15 protein-coding genes are annotated in these 12,282 nt (G+C 35.2%); 8 read left to right on the top strand and 7 right to left on the bottom strand.

Annotated features, from left to right (window positions below):
• The first annotated feature begins 48 nt into the window (after positions 1–48).
• A complete protein-coding gene (locus QWY91_RS16445; protein ID WP_290236591.1) occupies positions 49–252 on the top strand; it encodes a hypothetical protein in 204 nt (67 codons plus the stop codon).
• Here the strand turns inward: QWY91_RS16445 and QWY91_RS16450 are convergent.
• Both QWY91_RS16450 and QWY91_RS16455 read right to left on the bottom strand, forming a co-directional pair.
• Positions 249–884: a MarC family protein gene (locus QWY91_RS16450; protein ID WP_290236592.1), complete on the bottom strand. Its 636-nt coding sequence runs from the start codon at positions 882–884 to the stop codon at positions 249–251. The genes QWY91_RS16445 and QWY91_RS16450 overlap by 4 nt on opposite strands.
• Positions 885–1,066: 182 nt before the next feature.
• The gene (locus QWY91_RS16455) at positions 1,067–1,492 is read right to left on the bottom strand and encodes a hypothetical protein (protein WP_290236593.1); all 426 of its coding nucleotides are present in this window, start codon (positions 1,490–1,492) and stop codon (positions 1,067–1,069) included.
• A gap of 213 nt (positions 1,493–1,705) precedes the next feature.
• On the opposite strand from QWY91_RS16455, the gene argS reads away from it, so the two are divergent.
• From argS to QWY91_RS16475, 4 genes are all read left to right on the top strand, one after another.
• On the top strand, positions 1,706–3,484 hold the full coding sequence (gene argS, locus QWY91_RS16460; protein WP_290237117.1) for an arginine--tRNA ligase: 1,779 nt from the start codon (positions 1,706–1,708) through the stop codon (positions 3,482–3,484).
• Positions 3,485–3,737: 253 nt separating this feature from the next.
• On the top strand, positions 3,738–5,066 hold the full coding sequence (gene ffh, locus QWY91_RS16465) for a signal recognition particle protein (RefSeq protein WP_290236594.1): 1,329 nt from the start codon (positions 3,738–3,740) through the stop codon (positions 5,064–5,066).
• A 48-nt stretch (positions 5,067–5,114) separates the two neighbouring features.
• Positions 5,115–5,483: a four helix bundle protein gene (locus QWY91_RS16470; RefSeq protein WP_290236595.1), complete on the top strand. Its 369-nt coding sequence runs from the start codon at positions 5,115–5,117 to the stop codon at positions 5,481–5,483.
• Positions 5,484–5,519: 36 nt separating this feature from the next.
• On the top strand, positions 5,520–6,419 hold the full coding sequence (locus QWY91_RS16475; RefSeq protein WP_270060284.1) for a bifunctional 5,10-methylenetetrahydrofolate dehydrogenase/5,10-methenyltetrahydrofolate cyclohydrolase: 900 nt from the start codon (positions 5,520–5,522) through the stop codon (positions 6,417–6,419).
• Between the two features lie 68 nt (positions 6,420–6,487).
• Here the strand turns inward: QWY91_RS16475 and QWY91_RS16480 are convergent, their stop codons facing one another.
• The 5 genes from QWY91_RS16480 to rluF all read right to left on the bottom strand — a co-directional run bounded on the left by QWY91_RS16480 (position 6,488) and on the right by rluF (position 9,536).
• Positions 6,488–6,886 (bottom strand): YkvA family protein, encoded by a 399-nt coding sequence (locus QWY91_RS16480; protein ID WP_290236597.1) that lies wholly within the window; start codon positions 6,884–6,886, stop codon positions 6,488–6,490.
• A 30-nt stretch (positions 6,887–6,916) separates the two neighbouring features.
• A complete protein-coding gene (locus QWY91_RS16485; protein ID WP_290236598.1) occupies positions 6,917–7,936 on the bottom strand; it encodes an AI-2E family transporter in 1,020 nt (339 codons plus the stop codon).
• 40 nt (positions 7,937–7,976) lie between these two features.
• Positions 7,977–8,399 carry a VOC family protein gene (locus QWY91_RS16490; protein WP_290236599.1) on the bottom strand — a complete coding sequence of 141 codons (423 nt, stop codon included), beginning with the start codon at positions 8,397–8,399 and terminating at the stop codon, positions 7,977–7,979.
• Position 8,400: 1 nt separating this feature from the next.
• On the bottom strand, positions 8,401–8,637 hold the full coding sequence (locus QWY91_RS16495) for a DUF7218 family protein (protein ID WP_290236600.1): 237 nt from the start codon (positions 8,635–8,637) through the stop codon (positions 8,401–8,403).
• 68 nt (positions 8,638–8,705) lie between these two features.
• The gene (gene rluF, locus QWY91_RS16500) at positions 8,706–9,536 is read right to left on the bottom strand and encodes a 23S rRNA pseudouridine(2604) synthase RluF (RefSeq protein ID WP_290236602.1); all 831 of its coding nucleotides are present in this window, start codon (positions 9,534–9,536) and stop codon (positions 8,706–8,708) included.
• Between the two features lie 170 nt (positions 9,537–9,706).
• On the opposite strand from rluF, the gene QWY91_RS16505 reads away from it, so the two are divergent.
• The 3 genes from QWY91_RS16505 (at position 9,707) to QWY91_RS16515 (ending at position 12,226) form a co-directional block, all read left to right on the top strand.
• The gene (locus QWY91_RS16505; protein WP_290236603.1) at positions 9,707–10,267 is read left to right on the top strand and encodes an RNA polymerase sigma factor; all 561 of its coding nucleotides are present in this window, start codon (positions 9,707–9,709) and stop codon (positions 10,265–10,267) included.
• Positions 10,254–11,075, top strand: a complete 822-nt coding sequence (locus QWY91_RS16510) for a hypothetical protein (protein WP_290236604.1) — start codon at positions 10,254–10,256, stop codon at positions 11,073–11,075. The genes QWY91_RS16505 and QWY91_RS16510 overlap by 14 nt, the downstream gene beginning before the upstream one ends.
• A gap of 89 nt (positions 11,076–11,164) precedes the next feature.
• Entirely contained in the window at positions 11,165–12,226 is a 1,062-nt protein-coding gene (locus QWY91_RS16515) for a hypothetical protein (protein WP_290236605.1), read from the top strand.
• Positions 12,227–12,282: the final 56 nt, after the last annotated feature.

The following is a 12,282-nucleotide window of genomic DNA, read 5'->3' on the forward strand; positions in this document are numbered from 1 at the left end:
TACCATTTTAATTGCTACCTTTCCTTAGGATTAATAAAATTTTATAAAATGAATAACGTGCTGAAAATCGCACTTTTAGTAATTGGCGTTGGTTTAGTTGGATATGGAATTTATAGCTTATTTTCTCCTGAAGTTGCTTTAGATTCGGCACCAATTGAAGTAGAAGCCCAAGATAGCAACACACAATCTTACGCCATGATCGCTTTTGGCTTACTCACTTTAATTGGTGGTTTGGCATTTAAAAGGCGTTAATTATTATTGAAGCCAATCCCCAAAATTGTCATTACTGAAGAGCTAATATACTCGATGCCAATTGCGATAACTATAAAACCGATGATTCTGGAAATCGCATTAATTCCTGAAGCTCCCAGATATTTCGCAATAAAATGAGCACTTTTCAGCATTAAAAAAGTGGAAAGACAAACTGCGAAAATCGCCAATATCGTAATTAATTTTTCCGAAGTTAAATGATAATCTTCGTACATCCCGATAAGTAGGGAAATAGATCCCGGCCCGGCAAGCATAGGAATTGCAAGTGGTGTTAAGGATATACCTTCACGCTTAAAAGCATCATCCTTTACGCGATCATTCATTCCTTTGTGCTTAGAAAATGAGCCGGTAAGCAGCGCAAAACCCGAAGTAACAATAATCAACCCGCCAGCAATACGTAACGACTCAATACTTATTCCGAAGAATTGAAGAATATAACGACCGCTAAAAAAGCAAATCGTCAAGATTACAAAGATATTAATTGCTGTTAACAGCGAAGTTTGCGACCGCTCTTTGGCGCTATCATCGGTAGTTAAACCCACAAAAATAGGAATAGTACCAAGCGGATTAATAACCGAGAATAATGCAGCGAAAACATAGATAAAAAGATCCATAATTTTTTCGGCAAATATGCACTAAGCGCAATCTCGATCAATTAAGTGAAAATTAGCCTTAGATTATCAAAAATCGATATTTAGAAGTGCAATGTTAAGTGAATTTCAAGTAACAATAAACAATTACCAATAAGCAGTAAGCAATTATCAATGCTTAATAATCAAAATATCAATACCATAATTTAAAGATCATCGATTCGCGTGGGGGCGTTTTCATCCTTATAGTCGATTAATTTTTTAAAGAATGTATGTACATTTTTATCTTTTGCGGCTACTTTTATAAAATAATGATCGCGATAAATAGAATATTCCTGGGCTTTGCCTTTGTAGATTTTCAATTTCCAGAAAGGGATCACTAAAGCGTAAGTTTCTAAAATAGCCCTAAACCGAACGATAATTCCTTTCGGCCGAATTTCAATATTGCAGGTATTTGTGTTGTTATCTAAAACAAGCAAATTGTGAATATCTATACTTACTGAAGTTATTATCAACCGAGGCGAGCCACTGCCTTTAAGTTTAAAACGATCCCTTAGTGTGAGTGTTTTCCCAACTTCACGATCGATTTTTTCTTTAATTTCGGGTTTGTTGTACGAAATATTCAGTAGCATTTATTTTTCTTTAAAAGATAAGAAACTTCTGTTAGTTCTAAAATAATATAATTGTTTACTTGAAATATAAGTATTTGCTGCTTCAAGCCTTAGCAAAAAGGCAATTTCTGTTATCTTTGCAGCGATTTTAAAGTACTTAAAAGAGAAATTATTTTCCCGATAAATTCGGGATCAGAACATACAAACTCACTTAGTGAGTAAAAAAACTATATGATGAATATTCAGGAAATGCTTACTACTCGTGTTAAGGAAGCAGTGCAAACCATTCACGATGTTACTCTAGAAACTGTAGAATTTCAGCCTACAAGAAAGGATTTTGAAGGAGATGTTACCGTGGTTTGCTTCCCAATGTTACGACAAGTAAAAACAAATCCGGTTAAGCTAGGCGAAGACATAGGTAATTATCTTCAGGAGCATGTAATGATGGTTAGTCGTTTTAATGTGGTGAAAGGATTTCTGAATATAGTTCTTAATGATGCCTACTATCTTGATTTCTTTAATGACATCAAAGATGATCCTAATTTTGGTTTTGTAAAACCGGGTGAAGATGCCAGAAAGATTATGGTAGAATATTCTTCGCCAAATACTAATAAGCCACTTCATCTTGGCCATATTCGTAATAATTTATTAGGATTTTCGGTTGCGGAAGTTCTTAAAGCTGCCGGGAACGAAGTTTATAAAACCCAAATTATTAATGATCGCGGAATCCATATCTGTAAATCGATGCTGGCTTGGCAACGTTTCGGGAATGGAGAAACTCCAGAGTCTACAGGATTAAAAGGTGATAAACTGGTAGGGAATTATTACGTGAAGTTCGATCAGGAATATAAAGCTGAAATTCAGCAATTAATTACTGAAGGAAAAAGCGAAAAAGAAGCGAAAGCTGAAGCGCCTATTTTACTGGAAGCAAAAGAAATGCTTCGCAAGTGGGAAGCCGGTGATGCTGATGTAGTTGAACTTTGGAAAACCATGAACCAATGGGTTTATGATGGCTTTAAAGAAACATATAACGCGTTAGGCGTAGATTTCGATAAGAATTATTACGAAAGTGATACATATCTTTTAGGTAAAGATGTAGTGAACAAAGGTCTGGAAGATGGTGTTTTTTACAGAAAGGAAGATGGCAGCGTTTGGATCGATCTATCTGATGAAGGTTTAGATGAAAAAATCGTTTTGCGTAGCGATGGTACTGCAGTTTACATGACGCAAGACATTGGTACGGCGATACAACGTGTAGAAGATTTTGCTATTAACGGCATGGTTTATACCGTTGGTAACGAGCAGGATTATCACTTTAAAGTACTATTCTTAATTCTGAAAAAACTAGGTTTTGCCTGGGCAGAATATTTATATCATTTAAGCTACGGAATGGTAGATTTACCTAGCGGAAAGATGAAAAGTAGAGAGGGTACAGTTGTGGATGCTGATGATTTAATAAGTGAAATGACTGAAACCGCTCGTAAAATTTCTGAAGAGTTAGGGAAATTAGACGGTTTAAGCGTAGAAGAAAAAGAAGATTTATATCGAATGATTGGTCTTGGAGCGCTTAAATATTACATTTTAAAAGTAGATCCAAAAAAACGAATCTTATTTAATCCTGAAGAATCTGTAGATTTTCAGGGAAATACAGGTCCGTTTATTCAATATACGCATGCTAGAATTCAGTCGATTTTAAGAAAGGCAGATTTTGATTACGAATCTCAATTTGTTTCAGAATACGAATTACATGAAAAAGAAAAAGCGCTTATCAAGCAAATCCAGCTATATCCTGAAACAATTCAATTAGCGGCTGAAAATCATAGTCCGGCTCTAATTGCTAATTATACCTACGATTTGGTAAAAGAATTTAATTCGTTTTATCAAAATGTATCGATACTAGGCGCTGATAAAGATTTAGAACGACAGTTGAGAACACAACTTTCTAAAGTTGTAGCCAATATTATTAAAACTTCATTCGAATTATTAGGAATACAAGTTCCTGAAAGAATGTAGATCAAATTTGTTGATTTTGAACTAAAATTTGACAAAACTTATAAGTCTGCTTCAGCACGAAGCGGGAAATAATAAAGATGAAGGTTGAAATTTGATATTTCAGCCTTTATTTTTATAGAAAAGTTACATTTTTAGCATAAAATCACTTCCGAAGTAATTAGTGCGAATAAAAAACTTTTCACTTCAGTACCAAATCATTAAATTTGCAAATCTGTTACTAAAAGAACAGGAATCTTAAACCACAGGAAAGCCTATGTTTGATAATTTAAGTGATAAGTTAGATAATGCCTTACATGTCTTAAAAGGACATGGTCAAATTACCGAAGTAAACGTTGCAGAAACGCTTAAAGAAGTACGACGTGCTCTTGTTGATGCCGATGTTAACTATAAAATTGCCAAGGATTTTACCAATGTTGTAAAAGAAAAAGCTTTAGGACAGGATGTTTTATCTGCTCTTAAGCCGGGACAATTGATGGTTAAACTGGTAAAGGATGAGCTTACTCAATTAATGGGTGGTGAGGCTGCCGGTATTAATCTTAGTGGTGATCCTTCAGTAATTTTAATGTCTGGTTTGCAGGGTAGTGGTAAAACGACTTTCTCTGGTAAACTGGCAAGTTTCCTAAAAAACAAAAAGACTAAAAAGCCTCTTTTAGTGGCTTGTGATGTGTATCGTCCTGCAGCGATCAACCAGTTACATGTGGTTGGAGAGCAGGTTGGTGTTGAGGTTTTTAGTGATGAAGGAAATCAGGATCCTGTTGCCATTTCTAAAGCTGCAATCGCGCATGCTAAGCAAAATGGACACAATGTAGTGATTATTGATACCGCTGGTCGTTTAGCTGTAGATGAGGCGATGATGACCGAGATTTCGAATATTCACGCGGCAATCGAACCACAAGAAACGTTATTTGTTGTGGATTCAATGACTGGACAGGATGCGGTAAATACCGCAAAAGCTTTTAATGACCGCTTGGATTTTGACGGAGTTATACTTACCAAATTAGATGGTGATACTCGCGGCGGTGCAGCGATTTCGATTAAATCTGTAGTTAATAAGCCTATTAAATTTATTGGTACTGGTGAGAAAATGGACGCTATCGATGTGTTCTATCCTTCTCGTATGGCCGATAGGATTTTGGGGATGGGAGATGTTGTGTCTCTTGTAGAGCGTGCACAGGAACAGTATGATGAAGAGGAAGCGCGTAAACTTCAGAAGAAAATCGCTAAAAATGCGTTTGGTTTTGATGATTTCTTAAAGCAACTTCAGCAGATCAAAAAGATGGGATCCATGAAAGATCTTCTTGGTATGATCCCTGGTGCTGGTAAAATGCTTAAAGATGTAGATATCGATGATGATGCATTTAAAGGTATCGAAGCTATAATTCATTCGATGACTCCAGAGGAGCGAAGCACTCCAAAAGTAATTAATTCAAGCAGAAAGAAGAGAATTGCAAAAGGTTCAGGAACCTCTGTACAGGAAGTGAATCAGTTATTGAAGCAATTCAACCAGATGGGTAAAATGATGAAGATGATGCAGGGAGGCGGCGGTCGCCAAATGATGAATATGATGAAAGGGATGAAATAATTCAGTATGCAGTCTCAGTAAGCAGTTGAAGCTCTAATAAATATTGGTATGGATTTTAAATCTTTAAAAGTATATCAGAAAGCTTTTTCTCTTGCGATGCGAATTTTTGAGGAATCAAAATCTTTTCCTTCAGAAGAGAAATTTTCTTTGACAGATCAAATAAGAAGAAGTTCACGATCGGTTTTTGCTAACATTGCAGAAGCATATAGGAAACGAAAATACCCTAAGCATTTTGTAAGTAAGTTAACTGATTGCGATGCCGAAAATGCTGAAACACAGACTTGGCTCGAATTCGCGTATTCTTGTAATTATTTATCTGAAGAGAAAAAAGTTAGCTTAACTGAGGATAGCTATGAAATAGTACGACTATTGAATTTTATGATACATAATCCCGGAAAGTTTGGCGCGGGAGATTAATCTGCCAACTGCTATTGCAAACTGATAACTGAAATAATGACTATTTTAGACGGTAAAAAAGTAAGTAACGATATTAAAAATGAGATCGGTGCTGAAGTCGAAAAAATGAAGCAACGTGGTGAAAAAGTACCACATCTTGCAGCAATCATCGTTGGTAATGACGGGGCAAGTAAAACTTACGTAAATAGTAAAGTGAAAGCTTGTGAAAGGGTGGGATTTGAATCTTCACTTTTTAGAATGTCTTCTACCATTAGCGAAATCGAACTTTTAGATAAGATTGAGGAGCTTAATCAAAATGATGATATCGATGGTTTTATCGTTCAATTACCATTACCTCCACAAATTGATACACAAAAAGTATTAAATGCTGTAGATCCAGATAAAGATGTTGATGGCTTCCATCCAACAAATTTTGGTAAAATGGCATTGGATATGACGACTTTTATTCCTGCGACGCCTTTTGGAATTTTGGAGCTTTTGGAGCGCTACGATATTCCTACCAAAGGAAAACATACGGTAGTTATTGGTAGAAGTTATATTGTGGGTAGACCAATGAGTATCTTAATGGGTAGAAGTGGATTCCCTGGGAATTCAACTGTTACTTTAACGCACGAGTTTACAAAGAATATTACTCAAATTACTTCTCAGGCCGATATTATAATTATTGCAGTAGGAATTCCCGACTTTTTAAAAGGAGAGATGATTAAAGATGATGCTGTAATTATTGATGTAGGAATTACCCGTGTGCCAGATGACAATGCTGAAAAAGGATACATCATTAAAGGAGATGTTGATTTTGAAAATGTAAGCAAACGAGCTTCATTTATTACTCCTGTTCCAGGTGGGGTAGGACCAATGACGGTTTCTATGCTTCTAAAAAATACGCTTTTAGCAAGAGAAAGACACCGAGTAAGAAATAGCGAAAAGCAACTTTAATAAACGTAAAGTTAGAAAATAAAAAAGCCTCACAAATTTTGTGAGGCTTTTACGTTTTAAGAAAAATACTATTTGGTTTCTTCTAATTTATAATCCAGATATTTATGGATATCAGATTCAATAAATCGAATCGCGAAAGTAATTATCGCAAAATCATCAATATATCCTAATCCCGGAATAAAATCTGGAATTACATCTAAAGGATTCAAGATGTAAAGAAATGAAAATGCAATTGCTGCAATGGTAAACCAGGGAATATCTCTGTACTGGCCTTTGCGATAATCATTCAGCATAGCGTACATCAACTTCCCAATTTCGGTATATTTCTTTAACATCCCAGAGTTTAGAATTTTATCTGAAACTTCTTCCTGAGAGTTTGCGGCAAGTTCTACATCACCTTCATCAACTTTTACTACACCTTCTTTAAAGTATTCTTCGTTTATTTCTTTCTTCTTTTTGCCGAACATATTTTAGTTTTTTTAGTTAGTAATTATAAATTATAAGCGATCATTTTCATTCCCGTATTCCTTTTTATAGATCTGCAGAATTAATAAAAATAGGGAAACCAATAGAGGCCCGAATATTAATCCTATAAATCCAAAAATTTGAACTCCAACAACTACTCCTATTAAAGTAATTAGTGTGTGTACTTTAGCTAAACGATCTAACACCATAATCCTTATCAGGTTATCTGTAGATCCTACTACCACGATACCATAAATTAGTAATGCAATTCCCTGCCAATTATGCCCATCAGCAAATAATAAGATTGTAGTAGGAGCAATTCCTATCGCAGTACCAATAAAAGGTATCATAGATCCTATAGCTGTAATCCCGAACCAAAAAAATGGATCTGGAACGCCTAATACTAAATATCCAATAAGTGCGATCAAACCTTGTACTACCGCAACTAGAGGTATTCCTAAAGCATTAGATTTTACTAATAAATTACTTTCTTTGGCAATAGTGCTTAGGTTTGCTTTACCTAAAGGAATATAATCGATAAGTGCATTCTTCATCTTCTCACGGTTGATAAGCATGAAGTAAAGCATAAAATACATAATCCCAATTGCCACAAACGCATTAAAGGTTCCGCCTGCTAAATTTTGTAAGTTATCAGAAATCCATCCAGTAATTGCAGAAGTGTCAATTGCTCCACTAATATCGTAGCCAGCATATTCTTCTAAATGGTTTAGTTGCTTTTTTAAGGCTGAAATCACCATTTCAGAATTATCAACAGCTTTTCCAATTTTTGAGGTTAGCATAAAAATAATTCCACCAATTGGGATTAGAATTCCAATAAACGATCCTAGCATGAGTAAACTTGCTGCAAGATGAGGTTTCCAACCCTTTTTTAGCAATTTTTCCATCCAACCTGCCATCAACACATACAATGTGATTGCTCCCAGTATACCGGTTAAATAAGGTACAAGCTCACGGAAGATTAATATTCCTAAAAGAAGGATAAGGAGTAAAACAAATATTTGCCGTACTAAAGACGGCTTAAGATTATTCATGTATTGGTTAGTTAGTAGTGTTATTTATAAATAATAGTTTTTAGGTTGCAAATATTTGATCTTTGTTTCTAAATGCTTTGAACTCCAATGCATTTCCGCAGGGATCTTTAAAAAACATCGTTGTTTGTTCGCCAACTTCTCCTTCAAATCTAATGTAAGGAGCTATGATGAAATCGATATTTTTTGATTCTAATAAGCTGGAAAATTGCTCGAAAACATTCCATTCTAGTACCACACCAAAATGCGGTACGGGTACCGATTTTCCATCTACAGGATTACTATGTTCGCTGGCGATTTCTTCTTTAGGTTTATAATGTATTACTAATTGGTGACCAAAGAAATTGAAATCTACCCAGTGATCGCTACTACGGCCTTCACCACAGCCAAGGATGTCGCCGTAAAACTTACGGCAGGCTTCTAAATCGTAAACAGGAATTGCAAGATGAAATGGTTGTACTTTCATATTAGTTATTTCTTAGTGCTTTTATAAGTTCTTCTTTACTCATTTTAGAACGTCCTTCTATACCAACTTTCTTGGCCTGTTCGTATAAATCTTCTTTAGAGCGCTCCTCGTATTTTTCGGCTTTTCCTCCTTTTTCTCCAGAGTTTTCGGTATTCGCTATCCTCGCAGCCTTTTCCTGGCTGTAGCCTTTATCGCGAAGTGTTTCGTATTGTTCTTCGTTTTTGATTCTTTTCGCCATCTTCTAACTTTTCTATTAAATTTAGAAAGATTAGTGATAGATGGTTACGTAATTTCGCTAATTCTCTGTTAAGATTTTTTTCGAGGACGCTTGCCAGTAGCTTTACTTTTGGTTTTAATTCCCTTAGGTTTCGAATCTTTTTTTGCTTCAGAAAGTTGAGAGGCTTCTTCAGTTTTTGAAGATGAATTTACTAAACGATCAATTTCTTCAAGTTCATTTTGGGTAATATGGCGCCATTTTCCGACAGGAACGTCCAACTCGACATTCATAATCCTAACTCGTTTCAGCTTAGTTACTTCGTAACCAAGAAATTCGCACATTCTTCTAATTTGGCGATTAAGACCCTGAGTTAAAATGATACGAAACTCTTTCTCTCCTGTTTGCTCTACAAAACATTTTCTGGTAATAGTATCTAAAATGGGGATTCCGTTGCTCATTTCTTCAACAAAACCGGAGTCGATAGGTTTATGAACGCTTACGATATATTCCTTCTCATGGTTATTACGAGCACGCAGAATTTTATTTACAATATCACCATCACTGGTAAGAAAAATTAATCCTTCACTAGGTTTATCTAAACGACCAATAGGGAAAATGCGTTCAGGGAAATTAATATAATCGATAATATTGTTTTTCTCCCGTTTTGTATCGGTGGTACACACAATACCTACTGGTTTATTGAAAGCGATATAAACATTCGGCTTTTCCTTTTCTTCCGTAGCAATTAGTTGTCCGTCAACCTTTACTTCGTCGCCGGAAGCAATTTTGGTTCCCATTTCAGGAACAACTCCGTTTATGGTAACTCTTCCTTGATCGATAAGTTTATCTGCAGCTCTTCTGGAACAAAATCCAGCTTCGCTTAAAAATTTATTAATACGGGTTAAATTCTCTTCAGCCATTATAAAATAAGTGTTTTACAAAGATACAAGTTTATGAATTGATGCCGTGAATTAAAAAATTTCAAAAAAAATTAAAACCCGGGCAACCTTTTGTAACTTTTCTGCGTCTATGTAAATAGAAGCTCTTTTGGCAATAATGATATGAAAATATCGGATATCAAAATTAGTAAGTGAAAGTAATTCAACTTTTTAAAAACGAATCTCAGCTTATAAAGCGGGCAGCGCAAAACAATCGTGAAGCGCAGCAGCAGTTGTATGAGAATCACTCTGGTAAAATGCTTAGTGTTTGTAGGCAATATGTAAAAGACATGCATTATGCTGAAGAAGTAATGCTGAATGGCTTTTTTAAAGTCTTTACGCACTTGGATGATTTTAAAGGAGAAGGAAGTTTTGAGGGATGGATTCGTAAAATAATGGTGAGGGAAGCCATAAGTTTTCTTCGGAAGAAAAAAAGTTTAGAATTTCCTGAAGATGAATTTGCCGGTTATGGTGAGACTTCTAATAATATCGATGAAGCTTTGAGTGTGGCACACATACAGCAACTAATTGACAATTTACCCGAAGGTTATAAGTTGGTTTTTGTGCTGTATGCGGTAGAAGGATATAAGCATCAGGAAATTGCAAAAATGTTGAATATTACTGAAGGAACTTCTAAATCTCAATTGTTTAAAGCGAGAAAAATGTTGCAGGAAAAATTAACTAAAAAAGAGACAGGTTATGGCGCCAATTAAATTTGAGGAGCACGTAAAGGAGCGGTTGGAAGAGCGTCGTATTTCTCCGTCAGCAGATAGTTGGGAAAAGCTAAATGCGCGATTAGATAAGAACGAAAATAAACAAAAATCGAATAAAAAATGGTGGTTAGGTATTGCAGCACTTTTGGTAATAGCAATAACGATAGGAGGATTTATGCTGAAATTGGAGAGTGAAGATGTAGCACCGCAGATTGTTGAAAAACCTTCAGAAAAAGAAGTTGAAATTCGAGAAAATTCAAGGATTACTTCCGAAGAAAAAAATAATGAAGTAAGAATTGCTGCGGAAGAAACTAAAACGAAGCCTGAAAAAACTAATAAAACAAACGAACCTGAAATTGTTCCGTATAAATCAGCTCAGATTTCAGAAAAGTTACCTGTAAAAATGCAGGGAATACAAGTCGCTGAAACCGAATTGGAAGTTCCGCAGAAAACAGAAGTAGCGTCCAAAATCGATAAAATCAATCCAAATTTTATAAATCCAATCAAAGCTGAAAATGATTATATCGCACATAACGAAAAATTAATTCAGCAAAAATTGGAAGAAGTAATTCGTTCTTTACATACGAGTACTGAAGATTCTGTTACCGATGCTGAGGTTAATGCCTTACTGTTGGCCGCCGCTAGCGATCTGGATCAAGATTATAAAAAGGAATACACCAATAAATACAGCGCCGAAGCTTTACTAGCAGAAGCCGAACGAGAAATAGAAAAATCTTTTAGAGATAAAATTTTCGATCTGTTAAAAGAAGGATATTCTAAAGCAAAAAACGCGGTAGCACTCGATTAAATAACAATTTTTATCATCACCCAAATTTGGGGTCATTCATCAATCAGTTTTAGGATTTAATTCTAAGACACTAAAAACTAATACTTATCATGAAATCAATTATCATCTATTTCGCCTTTTTATTGTCATCGTTTGCGATTGGTAGTTTAGAGGCTCAGGAAGAAAGAGAACAAAAAGAATTCAACTTAGATTCTGTTGCTCGTGTACGAGAAATTAAAGAGCAAAAAATTAAAATAGCAACTCAGGAAGAGAAAGACCGATTAAAAAAGGAAATTGAAAAAATAAACAAAGATTTAGAAAGCGGTTGGTACGAGAAGGAAGAAGCGGAAAAGAAGAAAAAAGAAGCGGCAAAATTAGCTGCGGAAAATATTAGAAACCGTATCGCAATTATCGAAAATGAGGTTGATATCGCTGAGCGTAATCGAGAACCAGGGACTTATTTAGAACTCAAGTTGTCGAAGGGTAAAATAAATTTAGGAATTGATAAGCCAGAGAAAGATCAAAGAATAGAAGAAAAACGTACAAAAAATGATTTTGTAATTGCTTTTGGTTTTAATAATGCACTTGCCGATGGACAATCGATCAACGATTCAGATTTTAAATTGGCCGGTAGTCGTTTTTTCGAAATTGGTTGGGCATGGACTACCAGAGTTTTTGAAAATACCAATTGGTTAAGAATTAAATATGGGCTGTCATTTCAGTTAAACGGATTAAAACCTACAGATAATCGCTACTTTGTACAGAACGGTGATGTGACAAGATTAGATGAATTTGAATACGATTTGGATAAATCTAAATTTAGAATGGACAATCTTGTAGTGCCTATACATTTTGAAATTGGTCCTTATGCGAATCGATCTACAGATGGGCATAGAAGATTTTCTACAGAAGATCAAATAAAAATTGGTTTTGGTGGATATGCCGGGTTTAATATCGGAGAACGCCAAAAACTGAAGTTTAATGATGGCGACGATCAAAAAATAAAAGATAAAAGTAGTTTTAATACGAACGAGTTTGTTTACGGTTTAAGTGGATATTTAAGTTTTGGCGGTACCGCGCTTTATGCTAAATACGATCTAAACCCTATATTTTCAAGTCCCAATACAGAGATTCATAATTTCTCTTTAGGACTACGATTAGATATAGACTAGTCACTATATAATTTGTATTTTTGCAGACCTTGTTGCTAATGCGACAAGGTCTTTTT

It is taken from the genome of Zunongwangia endophytica (assembly GCF_030409505.1).
Classification (GTDB): domain Bacteria; phylum Bacteroidota; class Bacteroidia; order Flavobacteriales; family Flavobacteriaceae; genus Zunongwangia; species Zunongwangia endophytica.

Bases quoted from the DNA above. Each gene is read 5' to 3' on its own strand.
- QWY91_RS16510 (WP_290236604.1), top strand. From the start codon at position 10,254: ATGGCGCCAATTAAATTTGAGGAGCACGTAAAGGAGCGGTTGGAAGAG.
- QWY91_RS16485 (WP_290236598.1), bottom strand. From the start codon at position 7,936: ATGAATAATCTTAAGCCGTCTTTAGTACGGCAAATATTTGTTTTACTC.
- QWY91_RS16470 (WP_290236595.1), top strand. From the start codon at position 5,115: ATGGATTTTAAATCTTTAAAAGTATATCAGAAAGCTTTTTCTCTTGCG.
- argS (WP_290237117.1), top strand. From the start codon at position 1,706: ATGAATATTCAGGAAATGCTTACTACTCGTGTTAAGGAAGCAGTGCAA.
- QWY91_RS16450 (WP_290236592.1), bottom strand. From the start codon at position 884: ATGGATCTTTTTATCTATGTTTTCGCTGCATTATTCTCGGTTATTAAT.
- QWY91_RS16515 (WP_290236605.1), top strand. From the start codon at position 11,165: ATGAAATCAATTATCATCTATTTCGCCTTTTTATTGTCATCGTTTGCG.
- QWY91_RS16490 (WP_290236599.1), bottom strand. From the start codon at position 8,399: ATGAAAGTACAACCATTTCATCTTGCAATTCCTGTTTACGATTTAGAA.
- QWY91_RS16495 (WP_290236600.1), bottom strand. From the start codon at position 8,637: ATGGCGAAAAGAATCAAAAACGAAGAACAATACGAAACACTTCGCGAT.
- QWY91_RS16455 (WP_290236593.1), bottom strand. From the start codon at position 1,492: ATGCTACTGAATATTTCGTACAACAAACCCGAAATTAAAGAAAAAATC.
- ffh (WP_290236594.1), top strand. From the start codon at position 3,738: ATGTTTGATAATTTAAGTGATAAGTTAGATAATGCCTTACATGTCTTA.
- QWY91_RS16480 (WP_290236597.1), bottom strand. From the start codon at position 6,886: ATGTTCGGCAAAAAGAAGAAAGAAATAAACGAAGAATACTTTAAAGAA.
- rluF (WP_290236602.1), bottom strand. From the start codon at position 9,536: ATGGCTGAAGAGAATTTAACCCGTATTAATAAATTTTTAAGCGAAGCT.
- QWY91_RS16445 (WP_290236591.1), top strand. From the start codon at position 49: ATGAATAACGTGCTGAAAATCGCACTTTTAGTAATTGGCGTTGGTTTA.
- QWY91_RS16475 (WP_270060284.1), top strand. From the start codon at position 5,520: ATGACTATTTTAGACGGTAAAAAAGTAAGTAACGATATTAAAAATGAG.